This window comes from Bradyrhizobium sp. SUTN9-2, assembly GCF_003122645.1.
In the GTDB taxonomy this organism is placed as follows: Bacteria; Pseudomonadota; Alphaproteobacteria; order Rhizobiales; family Xanthobacteraceae; genus Bradyrhizobium; species Bradyrhizobium yuanmingense.
On record NZ_LAXE01000001.1, the window covers coordinates 6,724,879 to 6,749,764 of the forward strand.

The window sequence follows — 24,886 nt, forward strand, 5'->3', positions numbered from 1 at the left end:
CATGTCGGTCGATTCATGCGCGATCTCGTACATGCGCCGCGCCATGGCGCGGCCGTGTGCGGCATCGATCTCACGGAACGAGAGGCGGAATTTTGCGGTGATCACGCCGCCATTGCGCCCGCTCGCGCCCCAGCCGGGACGGTTGGCCTCGAGCACGACGGGGCTGAGCCCGCTCCTGGCAATGTGGTGCGCGGCGGAGAGGCCAGTGTAGCCTGCGCCGATGATCACCACATCCGCCTGTTGCTCGCCCGACAGCACGGGAAACGCGCGCGCCGGCTCCGCCGTGGCTTCCCACAGCGAATTGACGGAAGGCAGCGCGCGCCAGTCCCGTGTCATGCCACAGCTCTCCGTTACGTCGCCGGCCCGATGGCCGCGTCGGCAAGCGCCTTCAACGTCGGATAATGGAAGTCCGGCTTGGTCAGCGTCTCCACCGCCGGCGTGCCGCCGAATCCGGCGATGCCCTGGCGGCGCTCGATCCAGCACACCTTGTAGCCGAGCTTCCGCGCGATCCCGATGTCGTGATATTGGCTCTGCGCGACGTGCAGAATGTCGGACTGCTTGTACCCGAAGGCGGACTGGCGGCCCTTGTTGTAGGCGAAGAATTCCGGGTTCGGTTTTGCAACGCCGGTGTCGTCGGCGCAGACGGTGTCATCGAAGGGATTACCGAGCGCATGCGCGTAGCATGAGAGTGCCACGCGGTCGGCATTGGTCATCGCGACCAGGCGGAATTTTGTGCGCAGGCGCTTCAGCGCCTCGACCGAGTCCGAGAACGGCCCCCAGCGCAGCACGGCAAGCTGGAAGACGTCACAGGAGGCATCGTCCGCCGGCAGCCCGAGCTCCTTGGCGAGATAGCGGTAGACGTAGAACATCACCTCGCTGGAGCGCTCATAATGCTTGTCGCGCCCGCGCTTGTAGGATTCGAAGATCTGCTCGTCGCTGAGCTCGGCCGCCTTCTTGCCTCCGATCTTGCGCACCGCTTCAAGTACGCCGGTCTCGAAATCGATCAGGGTGCCGACGACGTCGAAGGTGAGAACCTTGAAATTGCTGAACGAGGCTTGGGTCGACATATCGCTTCTTCTCTCGGTTGAACAAGGCTGGATTCAGTCCACCCTGGGCACGACAATGGTGTCCTCGGGATGGAGGGTGACGGTGAGGCTGCCGCCGAGCGGCGGAATGCGGTGATAGGCCTGGTGATAGCTCGGCTGGCGCAGGCTGAGCGCGATGCCATCGGCGAGCGCGAGGAAAATGCGCAGGCTCTCGCCCTGATAGACGATGTCGGTGACGGTCCCGGTCAGCCGGTTACAGGCGGCATCCTGCGCGCCGTCATCAATCAGCAGCTTCTCGCTGTGCACGGCCAGCATCAGGGCATCGCCATCGGGAATGGCGCGTGCGCTGCGCAGCAAGGCATTGCCGAGCGCAACGCTGGAAGCATCGACGCGGCGGACCGGCAGCATCGTGGCTTCGCCGATGAAGCTGGCAACGAAGGAATCGACGGGATGGTCATGCAGCCGCGCCGGCTCGTCGATCTGGACCAGCCGGCCGTCCTTCATGACGGCGACGCGGTCGCTCATGGTCAGCGCCTCGCGCTGGTCATGGGTGACGTAGATGATGGTCGCGCCGATCCGCTTGTGCAACGCGCGCAGCTCGATCTGCATGGATTCGCGCAGCTGCTTGTCGAGCGCGGAAAGCGGCTCGTCCATCAGGATCAGGCGCGGCTCGAAGATCATGGCGCGCGCCAGCGCCACGCGCTGGCGCTGGCCGCCGGAGAGCTGCGCGATGCCGCGCTCTTCATAGCCGGCAAGCCCGACCATGCTGAGCGCCGCGCGCACCTTGTCCGGCCAGAAGGATTTCGGCAGGCGTCGCGCGCGCAAGGGAAAGGCGACGTTCTCCCCGACGCTCATATGCGGAAACAGCGCGTAGTTTTGGAACACCACGCCGATGTCGCGCTTGTGCGGCGGCATGTAGGTGACGTCACGGCCTCCGAATAGAATCGTGCCTAAGGTCGGCAGGATGAAGCCGCCCAAAATGCCGAGCAGCGTGGTCTTGCCGGAGCCGGACGGGCCAAGCAGTGAGACGAATTCACCGGCGCTGACATTGAGCGAAACGTCGTCGAGGGCGCGAACGGCGCCATAGGCCTTGCTGGCGGACCTGATCTCGACGCTCTCCGCGCGCTTGTCCAACGATCGACCTCGCGATGTCCCTCAGCCGGCGTGCCTCACTGCGCGCCATAAGCCTGCTTTATAGACAGGGATTTGGAGCACTCACGGCAAAGCGTGCGCTGCACCAAATCCTCTCTCGAAGGGCCTGTCTTTAAGCTGTCATGCTGATGACACCAGACTTGGCAAAATCCGGCAATTGCCAAATTCTCACCGCGCCCATAACATGACGTTATGCCAGAGCTCCGTCGCATGCTGCCGTCCAGCAACGCCCTGTTCGTCTTCGACGCGGCGGCGCGCAATGGCAGCTTCACGGCTGCGGCCGCCGAGCTGAACGTCACGCAGCCGGCGGTGAGCCGCATGCTCGGACAGTTCGAGGAGCATCTCGGCGTTCGCCTGTTCGATCGCAAGGCGGGCCGCGCGGTGCTCACCGAAGAAGGCGAGCTGCTCTATCGCCGCGTGCTCGAAGGCTTTCGCAGCATCGAGAGCGGGCTCGTCGAGATCGAGCGGCGGCGCAAGGGCACCGAGACGGTGACGCTGTCGGTCTCCTCCGCCTTCACCACGCACTGGCTAATGCCGCGCATCGACAAGCTGCAGAAGCAGTTTCCGCAAGTCGATCTGCGCTTCCAGTTGATTTCCGGCGCGCTGCGCGGGCCGGTGGAGAATGTCGATCTCGGCATGCGCTTCCGCGATCGCGACGAGCCGCCCTCCGGCGGCACGCTGGTGATGAAGGAAGTGATGCTGCCGATGTGCAGCCCCACCTATCTCGGCGAGACCGATCCCACCGAGGGCAACACCATCATTCGCCTCGCCGAGACGCCGGGCGACTGGGCCGCGGATTACGCTTCGCTCCTCACCGGCCGCCGCGGCGCGGCCAAGGCGCTGAGCTTCACCGACTATGCCGTCGTGGTGCAAGCCGCGCTGCTCGGCCAGGGCATTGCGCTCGGCTGGCTGACGGTCGCCTCGCACTGGCTGCTCACCGGCGCGCTGGTGCCGGCCTCCGACCGGCTCACCACCACGCGCCGCATCTGCGAATTCCTGCCGCCGCGCAACCGCGCGATGCGCCCGATCGCCGCCGAGATCCGCGACTGGATCATCGCGCAGATGAAAAGCGAGATCGCCGCGATCGACCGGCTCTATCCGAAGCTCGGCGCCATGGCGGCGTGCTATTGAGCCTGGAGCGAGCTTCACAAGAAGCCGTCATGCCCGGGCTTGTCCCGGGCATCCACGTTCGCCGTGCCACGTGGTAAGGCGTGGATGGCCGGGACAAGCCCGGCCATGACGCTGTGGAGGCGTCGCCCCCCCTCCCTCCACGTCATTGCGAGCGCAGCGAAGCAATCCAGAGTCTTTCCGCGGAGGGATTCTGGATTGCTTCGTCGCAAGAGCTCCTCGCAATGACAGTGTGGAGAGAGGTTTGCCCGCTACCGATGCTCGATCGCCCTGATCGCACCGCGCAACTCTGCGAGGCCGCGCAGGCGGCCGATGGCGGTGTAGCCGGGATTGGTGCGCTTGGTGGCGGCGAGATCGTCGAGCATGCGGTGGCCGTGATCGGGACGGAACACGATTCTCTTGTCCGGTGCGCGCCGCGCGTTCTCCTTCAACAGCGCCTTGAGCACCGCGATCATGTCGACGTCACCGTCGAGATGGTCGGACTCGTAGAACGACAGGACGTCCGCCTCGCGCTTGGTCGCGCGCAGATGGGCGAACGCGATGCGCGGGCCGAAGCGCTCGGCCATATCAGGGAGATTGTTCTCCGCGCGCACGCCGAGCGAGCCGGTGCAGAAGCAGATGCCGTTGGCCTTGGACGGCACGGCATCGAACAGAGCATGATAATCGTCGGCGCTGGAAGCAATGCGCGGCAGGCCGAACAGCGGCCGCGGCGGATCGTCCGGATGCAGCGTCAAGGAGACATCGAGCTGCTCGGCCACCGGCGTTACGCGCGCGAGGAATTCCGCGAGATGCTGCCGCAATATCTTTGGCGTGATGTCGCGATAGGTGTCCAGCCGATCGCGGAATTGCGGGATCGTCATCGGCTCGGTGGTCGAGCCCGGCAGCGCGCTGGCAATGACCATGACGAGATAGTCGATATCCGCCTGGCTCATCTGCTCGAACAGCTTTTTAGCGCGCGCCTGCTGCTCGGGGGTATACTCTTGAGCAGCCGCCGGGCGCTTCAGGATGTGCAGCTCGAATGCCGCAAAGCGGTCCTGGTCGAAGCGCATGGCACGGGCGCCGTTCGGCAGCTCCCATTCCAGATCGGTGCGGCACCAGTCCACCACGGGCATGAAGTTATAGCAGATGATCTTGATGCCGGACGCGGCGACCGCCTCCAGGCTCGCGATCCACGCCTCGATCGACTTGGTCGCTTTTCCGCCGAGGCGCTTGACGTCGTCAGGGATCGGAATCGATTCCACCACCGACCAGGTCAGCTGCGAGCGGCCGGGCTGGCCGTTCTCGATGAAGTCCTTGCGCTCCTCGACCGCCTTGCGCGTCCAGGCCTCTCCGATCGGCACCTGATGCAGCGCCGAGACGATCTGGCTCGCCCCGGCCTGCCTGACATCATCGAGCGAGACCGGATCATCCGGTCCGTACCAGCGCCATCCCTCCAGCATCATGTGCTGCCTCCCCAAAGCGTTTTCGAGCGAAGTGGGTACCGGTTCGCGTGAAGAAAACGCGTCAAAACAAAAGTCAGTTCGCGGTCAGCACGACCTTGACGCTCTGCGAACGGTCGAGCGCCAGCCGCAGCGCGTCGTGCGCGGTCGAGAGCGGCCGCTCGGCGGTGACCAGCGACAGCACATCGACGCTGCCGTTGCCGATCAGTTCCACCGCATTCATGAACTCGAAGCCGAAGCGGAACGAGCCGCGCAGGTCGATCTCCTTGGCCATCACCGCATTCGACGGCGTCGGGATCTGGCCGCCCGGCAGGTTGCCGATCTGCACCACGACGCCGCCGCGCCTGACGATGCCGATCGCGCTGGCAAGGCCGGCAGCCGTGCCCGAGACCTCGAACGCGACGTCATAGGGTCGCGACGCAGCCTGCGCCTTCAACCCTTCCTCGCCTGCGGAGACGTTCTCGACATGGGAGGCGCCGAGCTTGGTCGCAAAGGCAAGCGGCGCCGGGGCGATGTCGGCCACGGTGATGTCGGCCATGCCGGCGCGGTGCGCCGCGAGCATGGTCAGAAGCCCGATCGGGCCGGCACCGAAGATGATGCCGCGCTTGCCCTCGATCTTGCCGGCGCGCGCCACCGCGTGCAGGCACACCGCGAGCGGCTCGGCCAGCGCGGCCGCCTGGTAGGACACGTGATCGGGAATCTTCACGCACTGCGCAGGGATCGCATCGAAGTAGTTGGCGAAGCCGCCCTGCATGTGCGGCGTCTTCGAAGCCGAGCCCATGAAATAGATGTTCTCGCACAGGTTCGGCCGGCCCTCGCGGCAGGCGACGCAATGGCCGCACCAGCGCGACGGGTTGACGGCGACGCGGTCGCCGACCTTCAGGTTCGCAGCGGCACCGGAGATCTCCACGACCTCGCCCGAGATCTCGTGTCCCAGCACCAGCGGCGACTTCACCACGAAGTCTCCGGTGCGGGCATGACGAAAATAGTGCATGTCCGAGCCGCAGATGCCGCCGGCGCCGAAGCGGATGCGCACCATGCCGTCAGCGAGCCTGTCGAGCGGATGCTCGATCATGCGCAGGTCTTCGGGGCCGAACAGGGTCGCGGCGAGAGCGGTCGAGGTCATTTGGAGAGTCCCATGTATTTTGGCAGCCAGAGGGTCAGTTCGGGAATGAAGGTGATCGCGATCAGCGCCAGCAGCAGCGGAACCAGCCAGGGCAGGATCGCCACCGTCGTTCGCTCGACGGAGAGCTTTGCCACGCGGGCGAGCACGAACAGCACCATGCCGAGCGGCGGATGCAACAGGCCGATCATCAGGTTCAGCGTCATGATCAGGCCGAAATGAATGGGGTCGATGCCGAGCTTGAGCACGATCGGGAGCAGGATCGGCACCAAAATGGTGATTGCCGCCGTGGTGTCGATGAAGCAGCCGACAAACAGGATCAGCACGTTGGCGAGCGCCAGGAACACCCATTTGTTCTGGGTGATGCTGAGCATCCAGTCCGAGAGCATCTGCGCCGCCTGCGACACCGTCAGCAGCCAGGCGAAGATCGACGCCGCCGTGACGATGAACAGCACCGAGGCCGTGGTCTCGATGGTATCGAAGGTCGCCTTGGCGACGGTCTGGAACGTCATGGTGCGGTAGCGGACGAGGCCGAGGAACAGCGACCAGATCACCGCGGCGACGGCGGCTTCCGTCGGCGTGAACCAGCCCAGCGTCATGCCGCCGATCAGGATCACCGGCGCCATCAACGCCATCACCGCCGAGAAGTCGAAATACCAGTCGATCAGGAGCAGCGTGCCGAGGCCGATGACGACGGCCATGTTGACCGAGAGGCCGGCGAGGACCATCAGCCAGATCGCCATCGGGAACGACAGCACGATCAATATCTCGAGCCCGGCCGAGCCGAGCTGCGGCCAAGAGAACGGCGTGTCGCTGCCCCATTTGTTCTTGTGCGCGAAATAGGTGACCGTCACCATCATGAACAGCGTCAGCACGACGCCGGGAATGACGCCGCCCAGGAACAGCGCGCCGATCGAGACGTTCGCCATCATGCCGTAGATCACGAACGGCAGCGACGGCGGAATGATCGGTCCGAGCGTCGCGGAGGCCGCGGTGACGCCGACCGAGAACTCGGTGGAGTAACCGTGGTCCTTCATCGCCTTGATCTCGATGGTGCCGAGGCCGGCGGCATCCGCAATCGCGGTGCCCGACATGCCGGAGAAGATCACCGAGCCGATGATGTTGACGTGGCCGAGGCCGCCGCGCATCCACCCCACCAGCGCAACCGCGAATTTGTAGATGCGCCCGGTGACGCCGGCGATGTTCATGAGATTGCCGGCCAGGATGAAGAACGGCACGGCGAGCAGCGGGAAGCTCTCGACGCCGGCGATCATGCGCTGCGCCAGCGTGACGTCGGGCGTCACGCCGCTGACCAGGATATAGAGCAGCGACGACACCGCCATGGCGATCGCCACGGGAACGCCGAGCAGCATGAGAACGAGAAAGCCTCCGAGCAACAGCAGCATGGTTTTATCCTTCCGATCCGTCGTAGGCACCGGGACGTTCGAGGACCGAGTAACCCTGCCGCCAGTTCTGGATTGCCACCTGCACAGAGCGTGCGAACATCAGCACGAACCCGAGCAGCACGGCGTAATAGACATAGTCCTTGGGAAGATTGATGGTGGTCATCTGCTCGTCGCCGATGATCCTGATGTAGACCCAGACCAGCTTGATGGCGTATCCGAAGAAGGCGATCCGGATCAGGTCGATCGCGGTCGACAGCACGCGCCCTACGGCATGCGGCAGATAGCGATAGACGAGGTCGACCTGGATATGCCGCGACAGCCGTACGCACATCGACGAGCCGATGAAAACCACCCCGATCAGGCAATAGGTCGCGATCTCCTCGGTCCAGGCGTAGCTGTCGTTGAGCACGTAACGGGTGAAGAACTGCAGGAAGACGGCGAGCGCCATCACCCAGAAAATCGCCAGCGCCACCCAGTCCTCGAAGGCGTAGACGCCGAGATCGACCTTCGGCGTCGCCTCCTCCTCGAAGGTGTGCGCGATCTCGTCCGCGGTGATCTGCCGGTGGATTTCGGCGGTGGACATGGGGGCTCCTCAAACTCGCTACGTCGTTCCGGGATGGTGCGTTAGCACCAGACCCGGAACCTCGAGATCCCGGGCTCGGTCTGCGGACCGCCCCGGGATGACGGCTACGTCGTCACTTCACCGCCTGGATCTTCTCCCAATCCGCCTTGCGGTACCCGAAAGTCTCGAACGCGACGTTCTTCAACACGGTGTCGCGGAACTCGTTCTTGTCGACCTCGGTCACGCTCAGGCCCTTGTCCTTGAAGAAGGCGACCAGCTTGGCCTCGTTCTGCTTGATCTCGCCCGTTGCCTTGGCAGCGGCCTCCTGCGCCACGTCGGTGAAGATCTTCTTGTCCTCGTCGCTGAGCTTCTTCCACAGCGCGCCGGCGATCACGGTGTTGAGGTGATCGACGATGTGGCCGGTCAGCACGATGTGCTTCTGCACCTCGTAGAACTTCTTGGCCTCGATCGTCGTCAGCGGATTTTCCTGCGCCTCGACGGTGCCGTTCTGGAGCGCGAGATAGACCTCGGCGAACGCGATCGGCGCGGTGTTGGCGCCGCAGGCCCGCGGCATCGCCAGATAGGCCGGAACGTCGGGCACGCGGATCTTCAGGCCCTTCATGTCCGCGCAGGTCTTGATCGGCTTGTTGGACGAGGTCTGGCGCACTCCGTAATAGGTCACCGCGACGATGTGGTGGCCGCTCTTGTCCTCATAGCCCTTGGCGAGCTCCTTGAAGATGTCGCTCTTGGTGTAGGCGAGCAGATGATCGGCATCGCGGAAGGTGTAGGGATAATAGGTCACGCCGATCGGCGCGAAGCTCTTGGCCGCGAAGCTCGATCCGGAGATGATGATGTCGACCGAACCGAGCGAGAGGCCCTGGTTGATGTCGGTCTCCTTGCCGAGCTGCGAGGCCGGATAGACCTCGATCTGGTAGCGCCCGTTGGTGCGCTTATTGATCTCCTGCGCGGCCCAGACCGAGGCTGTGTGGAACGGCTCCGAGGGCTCGTAGACATGGGCCCATTTGAGCTTGGTCTGCGCCATGCTGGCGCTGGTCGCCGCCAACAGCGTGGCGGCGGAAATCGCTGCTGCAATCGTCATCTTCTTTAACATCGACTTTTCCTCCATCGTTCAAGTCTGCTTCTTGTTCGCCCGCCCCGGCATGGATGCGGGCCGCCCAATCTCATCGCCGCCGCGAGCTGCCGCTCTTGGCCTGTTTCTTCGATGGTCGTTTTGATTTCGCCGGCTGAACCCCGGACGGCGCCGCCCGCCTCCGTGCAGCCGGCGCCCCTGCTGATGTCTCGGCACCAAAATTCTGTGCAAAGCGCTCCTGCGAATGCGCGAGGTGATCGCGCATGGCGTCATGGGCCGTCAGCGGCCGGCGCGCAGCGATGGCGTCGCGCACGGCCCGGTGCTCATCGAGCGCGGTTCGCCACGTGGTGGGATTCTCGAAATAATGCGCTAGCTGCGCGAAATAGGGGTTGAGGCGCTGGTCGAACAACTCGCCGACAACCCGCACCAGCACGGCATTGCCGAGACATCCTGCCACGGCGATATGGAAGGCGCGGTCATGAACCATCGAGGCTTCGCCAGGATGGTCGACATTCTCCATCGCGACGAGCGCGGCGTCGATGCGGTCGATGTCATCTTTGGTCGCCACGCGCGCGGCCTGTTCGGCGATGGCGCTCTCCAGGAATTCGCGGGCGCGCAAGAGTTCGAACGGGCCTTCGATGACGGCAGTAGCTGTCGGCGCGGCCACGGCGGCGGGCTCGATCACATAGATGCCGGATCCGACGCGGATGCGCAGGCGCCCTTCGACCTCGAGCGCAATCAAGGCTTCGCGCACCGTGGGCCTCGACACCTTGAGCTGTTCCGCGAGGTCGCGCTCGGTCGGCAAGCGGCTGCCGACCGCGTACTCGCCGCTGTCGATCAGGCTTCGCAATTGATCGGCGACCTGGCGATAGAGCCGTCTCGCCTCCACAGCTTCCAGCGGCACGCTGGTCCTCCCGAAAAGGTCTCGCGCGGCGCCTCCGGCGCCCGCGACCCGCCAATTTTGGAAAATTGGTCTTACCAATTGACCGGAGCATTGACCTGATACGGACGCCATGTCAAGCAGCGGCAAAGCAAGGGGAGACGTCCATGCGCCAGAGCTCGATGCGCCTTGGTCGCGCCAATCTCGACCGCCTGGCACCTGCCATCCGGCGGCCGGCCTATGACCGATCGCGCGTCACGCCCGGCATCGTGCATCTCGGGCTCGGGGCGTTTCATCGTGCCCATCAGGCCGTCGTCATCGACGATTGCCTTGCTAGGGGCAGCATGTCCTGGGGCATCATCGGCGCGAGCCTGCGCAGCCCGGATACGCGCGACGCCCTCGCCCCGCAGGACCATCTCTACACCGTCGCTGTCCGCGCCGCCGAAGGTACCGAGCACCGCGTGATCGGCGCCCTGCTCGACAGCGTCGTCGCGCGCGAGAAGCCGGCAACCCTGGTCGAGCGGATGGCCGATCCCGCCATCCGCATCGTCTCGCTCACGGTGACCGAGAAGGGCTATTGCCATACGCCGCAGACCGGCGATCTCGACGAGCGGCATCCTGATGTCGTGCACGACCTCAATAATTTCGACGCGCCGCGCTCGGCGCCGGGCTTCATCGTCGCCGCGCTGGCACGCCGGCGGGCGCAGGGTCTTTCGCCCTTCACCGTGCTGTGCTGCGACAACCTCGCCGCCAACGGCCACACCGTGCAGCGGATCGTCACGCAGTTCGCCGCGCTGCGTTCTAGGGAACTCGGCAAGTGGATCGCCGACACGGTTGCGTTCCCCTCGACTATGGTCGACCGCATCGTGCCGGAGACGACGGATGCCGACCGCGATGCGGTCGCATCCGCGCTGGGCATGCGCGACGCCTGGCCTGTCATGACCGAGCCGTTCACGCAATGGGTGGTCGAGGACCGCTTCACCGCGGGCCGGCCGGACCTTGCCGCAGCGGGTGTCGAGCTCGTCGGCGACGTCAAGCCGTTCGAGCTGATGAAGCTGCGGCTGCTCAACGCCAGCCATTCCGCGCTGGCCTATCTCGGCTATCTCTCCGGCTACGAGACCATCGCCGACACGATGCAGGATCCGCATTTTGCGCGCCTCGCCGCGCAGGTGATGGAAGAGGCCGCGGTGACGCTGACCATGCCATCAGGCACGGATCTCGCCGCTTATCGCGCCTCGCTGCTCAAGCGCTTCGCCAATCCGGCGCTGCACCATCGCACTTGGCAGATTGCCATGGACGGCTCGCAAAAGCTGCCGCAGCGGCTGCTCGGCGCGATGCAGGATCGCCTTGCCAGAGGCCTGCCCATCGCAACGCATGCGCTGGCGGTGGCCGGCTGGATCCGCTACGTCAGCGGCGTCGACGAGCAGGGACGGCCGATCGACGTGCGCGATCCATTCGCCGCCGAGTTCGCCGCGCTGGCGCGCGAGGCAGGACCCGTTGCCGAGCGCCTCGCGCCGGCACTGCTCGGGGTGGCGAAGGTGTTCGGGCCGCTCGGCGCCGAGCCGCGCCTGCGCGAGGCTGTCACCGCGGCGCTCGGCCGCCTCTATGCCGACGGCACGCGGCGGGCCGTGGCAACGCACGTTTCAGCGTGACCACGACGCGGGCAGCATCCTGAATGCTGCACTGCGGCCAAAGTCGACGGAAAGTCGCGCTTGATTTTTGCCTGTCCTTGCCCCACCCGAGAGCGATGGGAAACGACACCAAGGTCATTGCCGCCAACGCGGCCTTTTACGCGGCATTCTCGACCGGCGACTTCGCCGGCATGGAACGGATGTGGGCGGATGACGACGGCATCTCCTGCATCCATCCCGGCTGGCCGGCCATCATCGGCCGCGCCACCGTGATCGGAAGCTGGCGCGACATCCTGCAAAACCCGCAGCGGCCGCAGATCGTCTGCGCCGAGCCGCAGGCCATCGTCGACGGCGACAGCGCCCGCGTGCTCTGCATCGAGATCGTCGACGGCACCGCGCTGGCTGCGGCGAACCATTTTCGCCGCGTCGGCGACGACTGGCGCCTGGTGCATCATCAGTCCAGTCCGATCGCACAGATTGTCGAGCAGGCCGAGGACGATAGAGCAAGTCACCGCGTCCACTGAGCACGGCGATCACGGCGCCGTGATCTACTGTGCATGGGGTTGTTTTTCAGCTTTTGTTTGGCGGGCCGAAAGTTCCGACAGATCGTCGAGCACGACATGCGCGCCGGTGAAGTCGTCGTCCCCGAAGAACATGCTGCGGGTGATCAGAACCGGGATGCCGGCGCGCGAGGCCGCAATCAGACCGTTGGCGGAATCCTCAATCGCAACGCAATCGGATGCCTCGAGCTTCAGCCGCGCCAGAATCTCGAAATAGACGTCGGGCGCCGGCTTCTTGTGCCTGACGTCGTCGCCGGCGACGATCGCATCGAAATCCGCGGCCCAGCGTTTGCCCAGCGCCTGCGACAGCAGCGCATCGATATTGCCGTGCGATGTGGTGGTCGCAATCGCAAGCCGCTGGCCGCGCTCCTTCGCGGCCCTGAGCAAATCCGTCACGCCTGGCCGCAAGGGACAGCGGCCGGCCTCGACCAATTCGGCATAATGCGCGGTCTTGATGCGGTGAAGTTCTGCGATGTCCCCGTCCGACAAGGGCGGAGCGGTCACTAGCCTCTCGTGGTAGGCGCGCATGCGCTCCTTGCCGCCCGTCACCCGCAACAGGTCCTTGTAGACGGCGCGGTCCCACTGCCAGTCGAGACCGAGGCGGGCGAAGGCGAGATTGAAGGCCTGCCGATGCAGCTCCTCGGTTTCGGCCAAGGTGCCGTCGACGTCGAAGATCAGCGCGGCCGCGCGCCGGATCAGTTCGGCGGCGTCTGCTGGCGCCTGAACCAACGCTTCGGCCTGCATGATCGATGCCTCCTGTCCCAAGCGAACATCGCCCGAAGCGACAGACGAGTAAAATCGCAATATCTTTTGCCGGACCCAAAAATCTCTTATGAGCGAACGGTGCGCGACGGCGCGAACGGGAACTTTCGACCTGCACGGGAGACGCATGCGGCTCTTCATCCTCGGCCTCGGCTACAGCGCCCGGCATTTCGTCCGCAAGCACGGCCGCAGCTTCTCGCATGTCGCCGGCACCGTGCGCGATCCCGCGCAGCGGAATGACCTCGCCGGGATCGAGGTGCATCCGTTTTCCGGCAGCCTTCCGTCGCCCGAGACGGTTGAACGGGTTCGCGACGCCGACGTCCTCCTGGTGTCGATTCCGCCCGGCAGCGGCGGCGATCCCGCGCTCGCAGCCTTCGCGGACGTGCTGACAGGGCGGAAACGCAAGGCCATCTATCTCTCCACCATCGGGGTGTACGGCGATCACGCAGGCAGCTGGGTCGACGAGAGCACGCCGCCGCAGGCCATCCTCGACCGCACGCGGATGCGGATCGCGGCGGAGCAGGCCTGGACGGATGCGACGGACGGCGATGCCGCGATCCTGCGGCTTGCGGGCATCTACGGTCCCGGCCGCAACGCGCTGGCGACACTGCGCGCGGGAACGGCGAGGCGCATCATCAAGCCGGGACAGGTGTTCAACCGCATCCACGTCGACGACATCGCGAGCGCGATCATGGCCGCTCTTCGTCACCAGGGCGGCGGCGTTTGGAACGTCTGCGACGATGAGCCGGCGCCGCCGCAGGACGTGATCGGCTATGCCGCGCAGCTGATGGGCGTGGCGCCGCCGCCGGAAGAAGCGTTCGCCACCGCCGAGATGTCGGCGATGGCGCGCAGCTTCTATGCCAGCAGCGCCCGCGTCTCCAACGAGAAACTGAAGCGCGAGCTCGGCGTCACGCTGGCCTGCCCCACCTATCGGCACGGCCTCGACGCTCTCTGGCGGGCCGGCGAAGGACGTTAGGGTTCCTGCGCTCCGATGCGTCCCAGACATGCCGCCCCCACGCTTGACTTCGTCCCTGTGCGGTCATGATCTAACCTTCGAGCGAGCCACCGCACAACGAGCTCGCCTCTTGGGAGAATGCAATGAACAAGACGATCGCCATGATCGCGGCAACGATTGCTGTCGTCACGCTCGGCGCCGCGCGCGCTGCGCCGCTGCCCGAAGCCAATCCCGACGATGTCGGATTTTCGAAGCAAGGCCTTGCACGCCTCGATAATTTCTTCGCGCGCGAGATCGCGGCCAAGCGCGTTCCCGGCGCAGTGGTCGCCATCGCGCGCGACGGCAAGCTCGTCCACTACAAGGCCTATGGCCTGCTCGATCCGGCCAAGGGCACGCCGATGCCGCTCGATGCGATCTTCGCGCTGGCCTCGATGACCAAGCCGATGGCCGCGGTCGCCGGCCTGACGCTGATGGAGCAGGGACGGCTGCCGCTCCAGGCCAAGCTGTCCGAATACTACCCGGGCTTCGCCGACATGAAGGTCGGCGTGCCTCAGGCGGATGGATCACTCAAGCTCGAACCGCAGGCCTCGCCGATCTTCATCCACGATCTCTACCGGCATACGTCGGGGCTGATATATGGCGGCCGCCCCGACTCATCGAGCCCCGTGGCGCGGCAATATCCCGATGGCATTGCGCCGGCGATCGAAGGCGACACCCAGGCTTTTATCGATCGCATCACCAAGCTGCCGCTGGCGCAGCAGCCCTCGACCGCGTTCGAATACGGCTTTTCGATCGACGTGCTCGGCGCTGTCGTCGAGAAGGTGAGCGAGCAGAAGCTTGGCGACTATCTCGCTGCCAATGTCTGGCAGCCGCTCGGCATGAAGGATGCGACTTTCCATCCGACCGAGGCGCAGCGCCCGCGCCTCGCCCGCCCCTTCCCGAACGATCCGCTGACGGGCAAGCCGCAGGCCATCAAGCTCCTGGACACTCCAACCAAGTTCGACTGCGGCGGCGCCTGCTCCTTCGCGACGGTCGGCGACTACATCCGCTTCGGACAGATGTTGCTCAACGGCGGCGAGCTCGACGGGCAGCGCATTCTCGGTCCGAAGACCGTCCGTCACATGACGGCGAACCATCTCGGCCCCGAGATCAAGAACAACGTCGCCAATGTCGAACCGCATCGCGGCGGCTTCGGCTTCGGCCTTTCGGTGGCGGTCCGCACCAGCGAAGGGTTATCGTCAGTCCCCGGCAATCCGGGCGAGTTCACCTGGAACGGAGCCTACGGGACGCAGTACTTCTGCGATCCCAAGGAGCGTCTCGTCGTCGTGGTGGGAACGGCGGCACCGGGTGAGCTCAGGAAGTATTATCGCGAGCAGGTCCAGGACATCGTCTACGGCGCGATGACGAAGTGAGACCGTCACATGAAAGAGAAAGGGCGGCCACTTGGGCCGCCCTCTTGATTGACCGTCAGCTCAACACGCCGTATTTCTTGAACCAGGCCTCTGCCTGCTTCCAGGCATCTTCCGCGGCGTCCTTGCGGTAGCTGCCGCGATAGTCGGCATGGAAGCCGTGCGGCGCTTCGGGGTAGATCTTGAAGTCGGCCGTCTTCTTGCTCTGCTCGAGCGCGGCCTTCATCTGCTCGACCTGCGCGACGGGAATGCCGGTATCGGCGCCACCATAGAGGCCGAGCACCGGCGCCTTCATCTCGGGCGCGAGCTGCAGAGGGCTCTTCGGCCACAACGGGTTGGCTGGATCGACCAAGGTCCCGTAGAAGGCAACGCCCGCCTTGAGCGCACCGCTGTGGGCGGCATACTCCCAGACCGTGCGGCCACCCCGGCAAAAGCCGATGATGCCGAGCCTCGTGGTGTCGCCGCCTTGCGATCCTGCCCAGGCGACCGTCGCGTCCAGATCCGACAACAGCTCCGCGTCCGGCTTCGCATTCACCACCGGCAGCAGCTCCTTGATATCCGTGACCTTGGTCAGGTCGATGCCCTTGCGGAAATAATAGTCGGGCGCCACTGCGAACGCGCCGAGCTTGGCAAGGCGGCGCGTCACGTCCCGGATGTATTCGTGCAGCCCAAAGATTTCCATCGCCACGATGACCACCGGCGCCTTGGCGTTGCCGGCCGGGCGGGCGAAATAGGCGGGCATTTCCTCAGAGCCGACCTTGATCTTGGCATCGCCGGCCTGGAGGCCGCTGGTATCCGTCGTGATGATGTCGGCCCGGACCGGACCGGCCGCGAGCGTGTAGCCAGCGGCGACGGCAGCGGTGGCGCTCATGAATCCGCGGCGCGAGAGCGGGGCAACTTTCGTCAGTCCAACGACGTCGGATGTCATGGTGGTTTCAAAGCTCATCGATCTTCCCATTCCTGATTCCCATGCTGATGCCCCTCGGGCGCCGCATTCGCCAGTAATTGCCGGATAAACGCAAGTCACCAGCCTGCGAGCACGCGGCTCACCACTTCATCCCTTCGTTAGCGAGCGCCGGTGTCCGCTGCCCGCCGGAGCGTGGGCCGTGTGCCGGACTTAACCGCCTGGCTGCACTGCACCGCAACATCCATTAACCGAAAGGAATGGTTCTTTGCCTGCCGGCCGGACCGCTTGTCGCTGCACAGAATGCTCCTAAGCGCACACCCGACAGGCTCTGCCGCAACAAATAGCAATCGCAGCGACGATGGTGACACATCATGTTGCTTACGCATCGCTCATCATCACCAAATCACGTGCGAACCGCCGTCATTTGATTGAAATTTTCGGAGGATCTTGGCCGCGCGATTTACCCGGTCTTTCTTTGTGACACCCTAGTTCCACGGCCGGAAGTTCCATCTTCGGAAACGCAGAGGCTTCTTCCCGCGACGCGCGATGCGCGCCCGCAACGGACGGCGGAGCGCGAGCGGGTCTCATTCTCGTCCGCCCCGATTGCGCTACCCGAGGCCCAATTGAATAAACGTTTATGCGACCTGGAACTGAAATGAATTTGGCTCGTGAATCGATTGAACTGTTGGAGCAGGCCGCACGCATCCTGTGGTTCGAAGGCACCAAGCACGGTTTGCGCGACCGCGAATGGATGGCGCTGCGCTTCCTCTCCCGCGCCAACCGATTTTCCCGAACCCCCTCGGCGCTGGCGAGCTACGTCGGCACCACGCGCGGCACCGCCTCGTTCATCATCGGCGAGCTCGAGCGGCTCGGTTATCTCGAGCGGAAGCGCTCGGCCACGGACAAGCGTTCGGTGACGTTGAGCGTGACCCAGCAGGGCAAGAAGTTCCTGGTGCGCGATCCCGTCAACGTCCTCATCGAAGCGATTGGCGTTCTGGACGACGAGGTCAAGATCCGCTTCCGCGACACGTTCCGGCACGTGCTGGACCACTCCGATGCCGCCGAGCAGCGGCACCACACCGACGTCTGCAAGCGGTGCATCTTCCTGCGGGAGGATCGCGCCAATACCGACAGCAAGACGACGGCCGAGTTCAGCTGCCGCCTGTTTCGCGCACCGATCGCCGAAGCGGAGGTCGATCTGCTGTGCACCAGCTTCGAGCATCACCGCCAATAAAAGGCGGGCTCGTTCAGGGCGTTGCCTTGCGCGACGAATAGATGACGCCGCCGCTTGATTCCACCACCAGGCGCCCGTTCTCGTTCCTGATCTCTTCGATGCGGCCAAGGCCGGGCACCTGTTGTCCCAGCACGGCTTCGATGACACCGTTCGGGCCCTGCAGGATCGCAATTCCCTCATAGGCCTGGCGGACCGACCAGCCCTTGATCGCCTTGCGCGGCGCCGATGCACGCTCGGGTGCAGGCACCGATCCCGTGAATTCGGGCGCGGCGACCGCGGCCATCATCGGCCCTTGCGCTGACACCAGCTGCGTCTGCACCGTCGCCGGCGCGGGAGCTTGGGCTTGGGCTTGCACCTGAGCGAGCTTGTCGAGCTTCACCGTAGAGGACGAGCTCACCCGCTCGATCCGGTCGAGATTCTCGGCAAACCGGCCGAAGCGATCGTTCGTGACCTTGCTGGATTGATCGACCGCGGTCCGCAAGCCATCGAGGTTTTCAGACACGCTCGACACCTGCTTGCGCAGTTGCGCGACGGTCTCGCGCAGATTCCTGATCTCCGCATTGGCCGCAACGTTGTTTGGCGCGGGCTGCGTGGTGAGATAGGCGATCACGCCGGTGCAGGCGCAGACCACCAGCATGGCAGCGACCGCCAGAGTTGCGAGCGGCGCGACCCAGGTCGGACGGGGTGGCGGCGGCTTCGCCACGATCACGGCCGGCTTGATCACGACCGGCGCCGGCTTCGGGATCGCCATCTTGTCGAGGCGGGCCTTGGCACGAATCCGCTTCAAGCCGTCGAGTGCCTCCTTTGCGAGAGCCTCGTCGCTCGCCGTCGCCGATACGCGCTTTGCACTCGCGGCAGGCTTGGTCGTCCGCGCCGCGTTGTCCATTGAATCGCTCGCCTCTGGCGCTGGCTTCGCCGCCGCGGAAGCGTCCGCGGTCGCGTTGGGACGAGCTTGTCCATCGGACAACATATGAAAATGCTCCGTTCGGTTCGGTCTGTCGAGCGACGACGTTATCTGTCGAAGCTTGCCTGAAACGTGCGGGTCGAAAGCCGTTCATCGCGCGTGATGCGACGTCGCATGAGTCGATTGCGCCATACACGTGGCGATAGTGCGACTCGAAAGACACACACTCGCCAAGATTTCATCAAGCTGGAGGCGCGGCGCAGACGTGAGTCGAACTTCCGCATGCGGAAAAGCGAGTTCCAGAGTCAATCCGGGGTTGAAAACCCATCAATGTGCGTGCCTCGGAGCACCACCCGAAATAGCTGTAATTGTACGGGGATGCGGAACTATACAACCATCACAATGCAAAACTAGTTCAGTATCGAAATCAACTGATACGTTTGGATGCATCAAGAAACAACCAGAAACAAATCAACAGCATCAAGTGCGTGTAGCAATCGCTTTCTTTCGCACGCTTGATCGGGAATCGGCAATCGCTACGGTTCTACTCAAGTGATTCTCGCCAGTTGGCGAGGAGATCGACATGGTTCAGCAGTGTTCGGACGCGATGAGCAACTTGGCGCAACTGTTCTAGGTCGTTTCTCAATCTGCTCCGCGAGGTGATCAGTAAGACACCCGCCGAGCCTCACGCAGTAAGCGTTTCAGTATCGAGTTGAAGTAACAGGCCTGCGAGACGCAGGCACTGAACGCGTAGGGCTGCCCGCGAATATCGAAACCACAACAACGGTTCGCGGGATGGAATGTCGTCAAACAGCATCGTTGCCGAGCCGGCGCATCACAACAACCAACCGGCCGCAACAAGTGCGAAACAGGGGCGAAAGACTGATGTATATTATCGTTGATGATCGTGAGAGCGTCGCGAACAGCTATGTCGGAGGGCTCGTTCGCGAAGGCGTATCGTCGATCGGGTTCTCCTCCGGAGAATTCTGGGACTGGCTGCAATCTGCGAGCGAATCCGATCTGGCGGCGGTGGACGCCTTTCTCCTCGGGGATTGCGATGCCCGCGGAAGCCTGCCGCGTGCGATGCGCAAGCGCTCCTCGGCTCCCATCATCGCCATGAGCGGCCAGAAGATGCTCAAGAACACGCTGGAGCTGTTCGAATCGGGCGTGGACGACGTCGTACACGTGCCGATCCACCTGCGCGAGATCCTGGCACGAACGGCCGCGATCGCGCGCCGCCGGGTGGGCGAGCTGCCGAGGCCCTGCGAGAGTAGGATCCAGGTCTTCTTCAACGGCCGTGATCCCGAAATCGCGGGCCACGCCCTCACCCTGCCCCGCCGCGAACTGCGCATTCTCGAATATATGGTGGCCAACCACGGCAAGTGGATCACCAAGACGCAGATCTTCAATGCGGTCTACGGCATCTTCGAGTCCACCTTCGACGAGAGCGTGATCGAGAGCCACGTCAGCAAGCTGCGCAAGAAGCTCCGCGACCGCCTCGGCTTCGACGCGATCGTGGCAAGGCGTTACGTCGGCTACCGCCTCAACATCCCGGCGGGCGAAACTCTCGACGAGCCGGTGCAGGAGCTCGAGGACGTCGGCATCCTCTTGAACCGGGCGCAGGCCGCCCCCGCGGCATACCCGGCCGGAAACTGACACGGCAGGACAGCGCCACGAACCGGCAACGGCCTCTGCGAAGCAGCTTCGCGGAGGCCGTTACACTTTTGGCGGCGAGCTGAGCGCACGCCTCGTCCTTCGAGACGGCGCTGACGCGCCTCCTCAGGATGAGGCTAATCGGCCGCGGTGCGCGCTGAGACTGGCGCCGCGCATTCCGTCCTCATCCTGAGGAGCCGCGTAGCGGCCTCTCGAAGGATGGCCGCAGAAAAGAGCTACGGCTTCTGCTGGAATTCTTCCTTGGAGACGTAGTTGAAGTCCTCGACCAGGACGTCCTGGACAATGTCACCCTGCATCCGTTCGTTGACGCGCTGCTTGATGGCCGTCGTCAGGATGGCGAGGTCGTAACGGGCGAGCTTCCTGAAGTCGAGACGATCGTCGGCGTAGATCCTGCGGAAGGCCTCGTCGACGACGAACGGCTCCGGCGGGACGTTCAGCTGGTGCATGGTCCGCGCCTCCATGGTGTAGACGAAGCGCGCGACGATGTAGCCCTGGACATTGCCGTTCTCGACCATCGGCACGCTCAGCGCCCGCGTCTTGTGATATTGCAACCCTTCGAGATATTCGTCCTTCGCCGGCAGCAGGCTGCCCTTCTCCTTCCAATAGGCGACGGCATAGCTCGTGCCCGCCGTGAGGATGCATACCCAGAGCCCGGCCAGCACCAGCCTGATCATTTTCCGTCCTGCGCCGTGCGACCGGTATAGGTGCCGTCGGACTCGGCGTCCTTGACCGCCTTGACGATGATGCCCGCGACTTCGCGGACCGCGTCGTAGTGCATTTCCAGAATGGAGCGATTCCGCTCGAGCTTCTCGCGCAGCCGCTGAATCTCCTCGGTGATCTCGACCTCGCCGCCGAGGTGCATCCGCGCCCGCATCAGGCGGACGAACTCGAGCATGCTCCGGCTCTTCCGCGCGCTGAAATCGTCGAAATCGATCTTTTGGCCGGTCGCGAGCGCTGTCGTCTCCTCCTCGACGATACCTGCGAGCCGGCGGATTGCGGCCAGCAGGCCACGCATTTCGTCCGATCTCACCGTGTCCGCGGCGTCGACCCTTGCCTCGTCACCCCCGATCGGCAGCAGCACGGGCAGCAGCGCATCGCTCGCTGCGGCTTCCGTCGTCATCATCTCGGTGTCCGCGACCGCCTGGTCCATCGCCACGGCCACCGCGCCTTCTTGTGCCTGCATTGGAAATTCACCTCTCAACTTCTATCACCCGTTCGCGGATCATGATTTGGCCTTCGCAGCGTCCGGTCCAGCCGGATGCGCGGCGGCGAGCTGCCGGGCGATGCCGACACCGTTGCCCTTTGCCAGCTGACTGCCGAGCTGCTCTGCAAGCATCGACTTCCAGACGCCGCCAGCCGTGCCCTTGCCGAAGACCTCCTCCGACTCCTTCGGCAACATCGTCTCGACGAAGGTCTGGAGGATGAAGGCTTCGAACTTCCGGTAAACCTCGCCGGATGCCGGCGCCTTGATCACCTGCACCGGCGCGCCATTCACGGCACCCGACTGCGCTTCCGCGACTTTCGCCGCGGCTTGATCGGCGGTCGCCGCTTTGGCCTTGCCGACTTCCGCCTCCATCGTGGCGGCGAAACCGGCGTCCGACGATTTCAGCGCGTCGAGCTTCGCGGTCGCGGCGCGCTGCGTCGCGGGGTCCGCGGCTTCGAGGACGTCGAGGACGAGGTCGGGCGTCGCTGTCACGATCATGTCTTGTTCCGGTTGGCTGGCTGTGGCGTCCAGGCGTGCACGGTAAGGCTCGTTCCCGTCATGTCCTCGAGCGAGCGCTTCTCGGCATCGCGGAGCTTGTCTGCGAGTGCGGCCTTGGCGACCTCCTCGAGCTGTTTCACGCGGCGGGTCTCCCGGCGAACCTGGTCGAGCTGCTGCGCGGCCTGCGCCTGCACCGCACGGGCGCCGACGCTCGCCCTGTTGAGACGCCGCGCGATCGATTCGTTCGACGATCCCGCCGGCGGCTTTCCATCGTTCAAGGCTCCGACCAGCCATTCCTGCTCGTCCTGCAGGCTGCGCTCCTGCTGCCGCAATTGCGCGAGCTGCCATTCGGAGAGCCGGAGCTGCAGCTTCACCAGCGAGACCATCCGGCCGAGCTTGTCCGCGCGCGATGTCATGACCCGGTCACTCCGCCAGCCACGACGACACGCCCAGCATGAACTGCGTCAGCAGCTCGTCGCTGGTGAGGTAGAGCAGCAGGAAGCCGCCGAACAGCACGAAGGGCACCGAGATGAAATAGACCGGAATGGCCGGCGTCAGCTTGTTGATCAGGCCGACCGCCAGGTTGACGATGACCGAATAGACGATGAAAGGGCTCGAGATCCGCAGCGTCAGCACGAACGCTTCCGAAAGGCGGCCGACGAGCAGCTCGAGCGCGACGCTGCCGCCCAGCCTGCTGCCGGGCTTCCAGACGTCGTAGGAGTTCATCAGCCCCCGCAGCACCTGCCAGTGCTGATCGGTCATGAAGAACAGCGTGGTGACGGCCGCCATGATCAGCGGCACCAGGGCCGGCGCCGGATCGGTGTCGGCGATCGGTGTGCCCGGGATGTTGCTCAGCCCGATCGCGCTCGCCATCATGGTCGCCATGGTCTGGAGGGCGAGGAAGAACACGCGGCCGCCGAGCCCGATGACGCTGCCGACCACGAGCTCGGAGCAGATCAGGAGCGCGAGCGTCAGGGGAGCCGCGTTGTCCGTGAGCGGCTTCAGGACGGCAATCAGGATCGGCGTCAGTGCAAACGTCGTGACCAGTGCGACGAACAGGCGCACCTGGGGCGGAACGTTGACGCTGGAATAGCCGGGCACCAGCATCAGGCAGGCGCCGATGCGGCAAAACACGATGAACGTCACCAGCACGCTGTCGGCGAGCCCTGAGATCACGATATGGCTCCGAGCGCCCTGATCTCGGCGCTGCGCGCGACTTCGACATGCGACAGGATCGGCAAAGTCGGGAACACCCGCTCCAGGATCATCCGGACATAGGGGCGCGCTTCCGGCGTCACTGCCAGCACCACGCTGGTGCCGCTCTCGGTGAATTTCCGGATCGCGGCGCTGGCTTCGGTCGCGAACTGCTCGATCAGGCGCGGGTCTGCGTCGAACTCGACGACGTCCCCCTTGGCATCGCGCTTCAGGCTCTGGTGGAAAGCGAGGTCCCAGCGGTTGCCGAGACGAACCACGTTGAGCACGCCATTGTCGGAGAGATCACCGCAGATCTGCTGGGCGAGCCGGGTCCGAACGTGCTCCGCCACCTGCTCGGAGCGCCGCACATGGGGCGCGATCTCGGCGATCGCCTCGAGGATCAGGTGAAGATTGCGAATGGAGACGCGCTCGGCAAGCAGGATCTTCAGGATCGCCAGCAGGCCCGAATAGGAGATCTGCGACGGGCAGAGATCCTCGACCAGGCGCTTGTATTCGGGATCGAGCCGGTCGAGCAGGGCACGCATGTCCTTGTAGGACAGCAGCTGGGCAAGGTTCGCCCTGATCACTTCGCTCAAATGCGTGAGCAGCACCGACAGATTGTCGACCGGCTTGCAGCCCTGCCGCTTGACTTCGTCGGTGAAGGCTTCCGTCACCCACAGCGCCTTCATGCCGAACGCGGGCTCGATCACCTCGTCGCCCGGCACGTCGGGCTTGCCGTCCTTGTCGACCAGCACCAGCACCTCGCCGAGCCTGAGCTCGCCATGGGCAACGCGCGTGTCGTGAATCCGTACCTGGTAGCTCTTGGGATCGATCGACAGATTGTCCGTGAGCTTGATCTCGGGAATGACGAAGCCGTACTGCTTGGCGAATTTCTTGCGGATCTTGGCCACGCGGTGGGCAAGCTCGGTGCGCGAGCCCAACAGATGGACCGAAAGGTGGCCGCCGAGCGCCAGCTCGATCTCGGCGGTCTTGAGCTGCTCCTTGACGGACTCCTTGGCCTCAGCCTGCGCGCGCTCGTCGGCCTTGCGGGCCTCCTCCTTCTGCTTCAGCGCAGCCTGCCGCTTCGGCAACGAATAGCCGACGAAGGCCATGACACCCCCAAGCAGCACAAACGGCGCCATCGGCAGTCCCGGCATCAAAGCGAGCACGAACATCATCAGCGCGGCGGCCGACACCGCGCGCGGATAGCCGCCGAGCTGCCGCAGCACCGCCTGCTCCGCCGAGCCCGTGGTGCCGCCCTTGGAGACCAGGAGGCCCGCCGACAGCGACACGATCAGCGCCGGCATCTGCGACACCAGACCATCGCCGACGGAGAGCTTGGTGTAGACGTCGGCCGCGCGGGACAGAGTCAATCCGTGATGGGTGACGCCGATGACGATGCCGCCGAAGATGTTGATCGCGGTGATGATGAGACCGGCAATGGCGTCGCCACGGACGAATTTCGAGGCGCCGTCCATGGCGCCGAAGAACGCGCTCTCCTCTTCGAGCTCGCGGCGCCGTCGCTGCGCTTCCTTGTCGTCGATCAAGCCGGCGGACAGGTCCGCATCGATCGCCATCTGCTTGCCCGGGATGGCGTCCAGGGTGAAACGGGCGCCGACTTCGGCGATACGCGTCGCGCCCTTGGTGATCACGACGAAATTCACCGTCACCAGGATCGCGAAGATGATGAGACCGATCACGAAGTCGCCGCCCATGACGAACTTCGAGAAGCCTGCAACGACATGGCCCGCCGCATGTTCACCCTCCCCGCCCCGTGACAGGATCAGGCGCGTCGTCGCGATGTTCAGCGCCAGGCGCAGGATCGTCGCGATCAGCAGAACGGTCGGGAAAGCAGAGAAGTCGAGCGGGCGCTGAATCCAGAGCGCCACCATCAGGATCAGGGCCGAAAGCGCGATCGAGAACGCGAGGCCGAGGTCGATCAGGATCGGAGGAATCGGCAGGAACAGGATCGTGAGCATGGTCACGATGCCGGCGGCGAAAAAGGCATCCGTTCCGAGGCGGCGCTGATTGGGCGGGCTAGCAGCTAACGTATCGGCCATGGGGTCACCGGCAGAGGGGTCCGCCCGCAATCTGCCGCGCAAAGCTTACGCGGGGATGGTGCCGGGCC

The 24,886-nt window shown here is 64.6% G+C and carries 25 protein-coding genes; 7 read left to right on the top strand and 18 right to left on the bottom strand.

All coding sequences use genetic code 11. From position 1 onward, the window contains the following. The 3 genes from XF30_RS31140 to XF30_RS31150 form a co-directional block, all read right to left on the bottom strand. A partial coding sequence (locus tag XF30_RS31140) for an NAD(P)/FAD-dependent oxidoreductase (RefSeq protein ID WP_146207814.1) occupies positions 1-336 on the bottom strand: 336 nt, incomplete at its 3' end. Between the two features lie 14 nt (positions 337-350). After that, positions 351-1,067 (bottom strand): HAD family hydrolase, encoded by a 717-nt coding sequence (locus XF30_RS31145; protein WP_036007133.1) that lies wholly within the window; start codon positions 1,065-1,067, stop codon positions 351-353. 33 nt (positions 1,068-1,100) lie between these two features. Next, positions 1,101-2,180, bottom strand: a complete 1,080-nt coding sequence (locus XF30_RS31150; protein ID WP_109144795.1) for an ABC transporter ATP-binding protein — start codon at positions 2,178-2,180, stop codon at positions 1,101-1,103. Between the two features lie 210 nt (positions 2,181-2,390). Between XF30_RS31150 and XF30_RS31155 the strand changes: the two genes are divergently transcribed. Then, positions 2,391-3,329 (top strand): LysR family transcriptional regulator, encoded by a 939-nt coding sequence (locus XF30_RS31155; protein WP_109144796.1) that lies wholly within the window; start codon positions 2,391-2,393, stop codon positions 3,327-3,329. 248 nt (positions 3,330-3,577) lie between these two features. On the opposite strand, the gene uxuA is transcribed toward XF30_RS31155, so the two are convergent. From uxuA to XF30_RS31185, 6 genes are all read right to left on the bottom strand, one after another. Then, a complete protein-coding gene (uxuA, locus tag XF30_RS31160) occupies positions 3,578-4,768 on the bottom strand; it encodes a mannonate dehydratase (protein ID WP_109144797.1) in 1,191 nt (396 codons plus the stop codon). Positions 4,769-4,841: 73 nt separating this feature from the next. Next, positions 4,842-5,891 (bottom strand): L-idonate 5-dehydrogenase, encoded by a 1,050-nt coding sequence (locus XF30_RS31165; protein ID WP_109144798.1) that lies wholly within the window; start codon positions 5,889-5,891, stop codon positions 4,842-4,844. Continuing rightward, entirely contained in the window at positions 5,888-7,294 is a 1,407-nt protein-coding gene (locus XF30_RS31170) for a TRAP transporter large permease (protein ID WP_109144799.1), read from the bottom strand. Before XF30_RS31170 ends, XF30_RS31165 begins: the two co-directional genes overlap by 4 nt. A 4-nt stretch (positions 7,295-7,298) precedes the next feature. Beyond that, positions 7,299-7,877, bottom strand: a complete 579-nt coding sequence (locus tag XF30_RS31175; protein ID WP_036007120.1) for a TRAP transporter small permease — start codon at positions 7,875-7,877, stop codon at positions 7,299-7,301. 112 nt (positions 7,878-7,989) lie between these two features. Then, positions 7,990-8,955: a sialic acid TRAP transporter substrate-binding protein SiaP gene (locus XF30_RS31180; protein WP_502696171.1), complete on the bottom strand. Its 966-nt coding sequence runs from the start codon at positions 8,953-8,955 to the stop codon at positions 7,990-7,992. Positions 8,956-9,037: 82 nt separating this feature from the next. Further along, a complete protein-coding gene (locus XF30_RS31185; protein ID WP_036007117.1) occupies positions 9,038-9,850 on the bottom strand; it encodes a FadR/GntR family transcriptional regulator in 813 nt (270 codons plus the stop codon). A 143-nt stretch (positions 9,851-9,993) separates the two neighbouring features. Between XF30_RS31185 and XF30_RS31190 the strand changes: the two genes are divergently transcribed. Together XF30_RS31190 and XF30_RS31195 are read left to right on the top strand one after the other, a co-directional pair. After that, positions 9,994-11,478 carry a mannitol dehydrogenase family protein gene (locus tag XF30_RS31190; RefSeq protein WP_192893303.1) on the top strand — a complete coding sequence of 495 codons (1,485 nt, stop codon included), beginning with the start codon at positions 9,994-9,996 and terminating at the stop codon, positions 11,476-11,478. Positions 11,479-11,573: 95 nt separating this feature from the next. After that, entirely contained in the window at positions 11,574-11,981 is a 408-nt protein-coding gene (locus tag XF30_RS31195) for a nuclear transport factor 2 family protein (RefSeq protein WP_036007097.1), read from the top strand. 24 nt (positions 11,982-12,005) lie between these two features. Here the strand turns inward: XF30_RS31195 and XF30_RS31200 are convergent, their stop codons facing one another. Next, entirely contained in the window at positions 12,006-12,761 is a 756-nt protein-coding gene (locus tag XF30_RS31200) for an HAD family hydrolase (RefSeq protein ID WP_109145924.1), read from the bottom strand. 145 nt (positions 12,762-12,906) lie between these two features. On the opposite strand from XF30_RS31200, the gene XF30_RS31205 reads away from it, so the two are divergent. Continuing rightward, the gene (locus XF30_RS31205) at positions 12,907-13,755 is read left to right on the top strand and encodes an SDR family oxidoreductase (RefSeq protein WP_109144801.1); all 849 of its coding nucleotides are present in this window, start codon (positions 12,907-12,909) and stop codon (positions 13,753-13,755) included. Between the two features lie 122 nt (positions 13,756-13,877). Continuing rightward, on the top strand, positions 13,878-15,146 hold the full coding sequence (locus tag XF30_RS31210) for a serine hydrolase domain-containing protein (RefSeq protein ID WP_109144802.1): 1,269 nt from the start codon (positions 13,878-13,880) through the stop codon (positions 15,144-15,146). A gap of 55 nt (positions 15,147-15,201) precedes the next feature. Here XF30_RS31210 and XF30_RS31215 read toward each other — a convergent pair whose 3' ends face one another. Beyond that, positions 15,202-16,089: a dienelactone hydrolase family protein gene (locus tag XF30_RS31215; protein WP_109144803.1), complete on the bottom strand. Its 888-nt coding sequence runs from the start codon at positions 16,087-16,089 to the stop codon at positions 15,202-15,204. A 616-nt stretch (positions 16,090-16,705) separates the two neighbouring features. Here XF30_RS31215 and XF30_RS31220 point away from each other — a divergent pair. Next, the gene (locus tag XF30_RS31220; RefSeq protein WP_036007089.1) at positions 16,706-17,284 is read left to right on the top strand and encodes a MarR family winged helix-turn-helix transcriptional regulator; all 579 of its coding nucleotides are present in this window, start codon (positions 16,706-16,708) and stop codon (positions 17,282-17,284) included. Positions 17,285-17,297: 13 nt separating this feature from the next. Here the strand turns inward: XF30_RS31220 and XF30_RS31225 are convergent, their stop codons facing one another. Then, the gene (locus XF30_RS31225; protein WP_109144804.1) at positions 17,298-18,254 is read right to left on the bottom strand and encodes a hypothetical protein; all 957 of its coding nucleotides are present in this window, start codon (positions 18,252-18,254) and stop codon (positions 17,298-17,300) included. A gap of 819 nt (positions 18,255-19,073) precedes the next feature. Here XF30_RS31225 and XF30_RS31235 point away from each other — a divergent pair. Then, entirely contained in the window at positions 19,074-19,844 is a 771-nt protein-coding gene (locus XF30_RS31235) for a response regulator transcription factor (protein WP_192893304.1), read from the top strand. 233 nt (positions 19,845-20,077) lie between these two features. Here XF30_RS31235 and XF30_RS31240 read toward each other — a convergent pair whose 3' ends face one another. The 6 genes from XF30_RS31240 to flhA are packed head-to-tail and all read right to left on the bottom strand — an operon-like array spanning position 20,078 to position 24,818. Then, positions 20,078-20,536: a hypothetical protein gene (locus XF30_RS31240; protein ID WP_036007081.1), complete on the bottom strand. Its 459-nt coding sequence runs from the start codon at positions 20,534-20,536 to the stop codon at positions 20,078-20,080. Beyond that, the gene (locus XF30_RS31245) at positions 20,533-21,045 is read right to left on the bottom strand and encodes a flagellar biosynthesis protein FlgN (protein ID WP_109144805.1); all 513 of its coding nucleotides are present in this window, start codon (positions 21,043-21,045) and stop codon (positions 20,533-20,535) included. Before XF30_RS31245 ends, XF30_RS31240 begins: the two co-directional genes overlap by 4 nt. A 39-nt stretch (positions 21,046-21,084) precedes the next feature. Continuing rightward, the gene (locus XF30_RS31250) at positions 21,085-21,564 is read right to left on the bottom strand and encodes a rod-binding protein (protein ID WP_192893305.1); all 480 of its coding nucleotides are present in this window, start codon (positions 21,562-21,564) and stop codon (positions 21,085-21,087) included. After that, positions 21,561-21,980, bottom strand: coding sequence for a hypothetical protein (locus XF30_RS31255; RefSeq protein ID WP_036007058.1), 420 nt, complete (start codon positions 21,978-21,980; stop codon positions 21,561-21,563). The genes XF30_RS31250 and XF30_RS31255 overlap by 4 nt, the downstream gene beginning before the upstream one ends. A gap of 7 nt (positions 21,981-21,987) precedes the next feature. Continuing rightward, positions 21,988-22,740 carry a flagellar biosynthesis protein FliR gene (fliR, locus tag XF30_RS31260; RefSeq protein WP_036007054.1) on the bottom strand — a complete coding sequence of 251 codons (753 nt, stop codon included), beginning with the start codon at positions 22,738-22,740 and terminating at the stop codon, positions 21,988-21,990. Then, on the bottom strand, positions 22,737-24,818 hold the full coding sequence (gene flhA / locus XF30_RS31265) for a flagellar biosynthesis protein FlhA (protein ID WP_109144806.1): 2,082 nt from the start codon (positions 24,816-24,818) through the stop codon (positions 22,737-22,739). Before flhA ends, fliR begins: the two co-directional genes overlap by 4 nt. Positions 24,819-24,886 lie beyond the last annotated feature (68 nt).

Coding starts and splice junctions, on each gene's coding strand:
- XF30_RS31145 (WP_036007133.1), bottom strand. CDS start 1,067: ATGTCGACCCAAGCCTCGTTCAGCAATTTCAAGGTTCTCACCTTCGAC.
- XF30_RS31155 (WP_109144796.1), top strand. CDS start 2,391: ATGCCAGAGCTCCGTCGCATGCTGCCGTCCAGCAACGCCCTGTTCGTC.
- uxuA (WP_109144797.1), bottom strand. CDS start 4,768: ATGATGCTGGAGGGATGGCGCTGGTACGGACCGGATGATCCGGTCTCG.
- XF30_RS31165 (WP_109144798.1), bottom strand. CDS start 5,891: ATGACCTCGACCGCTCTCGCCGCGACCCTGTTCGGCCCCGAAGACCTG.
- XF30_RS31170 (WP_109144799.1), bottom strand. CDS start 7,294: ATGCTGCTGTTGCTCGGAGGCTTTCTCGTTCTCATGCTGCTCGGCGTT.
- XF30_RS31175 (WP_036007120.1), bottom strand. CDS start 7,877: ATGTCCACCGCCGAAATCCACCGGCAGATCACCGCGGACGAGATCGCG.
- XF30_RS31180 (WP_502696171.1), bottom strand. CDS start 8,955: ATGACGATTGCAGCAGCGATTTCCGCCGCCACGCTGTTGGCGGCGACC.
- XF30_RS31190 (WP_192893303.1), top strand. CDS start 9,994: ATGCGCCAGAGCTCGATGCGCCTTGGTCGCGCCAATCTCGACCGCCTG.
- XF30_RS31195 (WP_036007097.1), top strand. CDS start 11,574: ATGGGAAACGACACCAAGGTCATTGCCGCCAACGCGGCCTTTTACGCG.
- XF30_RS31200 (WP_109145924.1), bottom strand. CDS start 12,761: ATGCAGGCCGAAGCGTTGGTTCAGGCGCCAGCAGACGCCGCCGAACTG.
- XF30_RS31205 (WP_109144801.1), top strand. CDS start 12,907: ATGCGGCTCTTCATCCTCGGCCTCGGCTACAGCGCCCGGCATTTCGTC.
- XF30_RS31210 (WP_109144802.1), top strand. CDS start 13,878: ATGAACAAGACGATCGCCATGATCGCGGCAACGATTGCTGTCGTCACG.
- XF30_RS31215 (WP_109144803.1), bottom strand. CDS start 16,089: ATGAGCTTTGAAACCACCATGACATCCGACGTCGTTGGACTGACGAAA.
- XF30_RS31220 (WP_036007089.1), top strand. CDS start 16,706: ATGAATTTGGCTCGTGAATCGATTGAACTGTTGGAGCAGGCCGCACGC.
- XF30_RS31225 (WP_109144804.1), bottom strand. CDS start 18,254: ATGTTGTCCGATGGACAAGCTCGTCCCAACGCGACCGCGGACGCTTCC.
- XF30_RS31235 (WP_192893304.1), top strand. CDS start 19,074: ATGTATATTATCGTTGATGATCGTGAGAGCGTCGCGAACAGCTATGTC.
- XF30_RS31240 (WP_036007081.1), bottom strand. CDS start 20,536: ATGATCAGGCTGGTGCTGGCCGGGCTCTGGGTATGCATCCTCACGGCG.
- XF30_RS31245 (WP_109144805.1), bottom strand. CDS start 21,045: ATGCAGGCACAAGAAGGCGCGGTGGCCGTGGCGATGGACCAGGCGGTC.
- XF30_RS31250 (WP_192893305.1), bottom strand. CDS start 21,564: ATGATCGTGACAGCGACGCCCGACCTCGTCCTCGACGTCCTCGAAGCC.
- XF30_RS31255 (WP_036007058.1), bottom strand. CDS start 21,980: ATGACATCGCGCGCGGACAAGCTCGGCCGGATGGTCTCGCTGGTGAAG.
- flhA (WP_109144806.1), bottom strand. CDS start 24,818: ATGGCCGATACGTTAGCTGCTAGCCCGCCCAATCAGCGCCGCCTCGGA.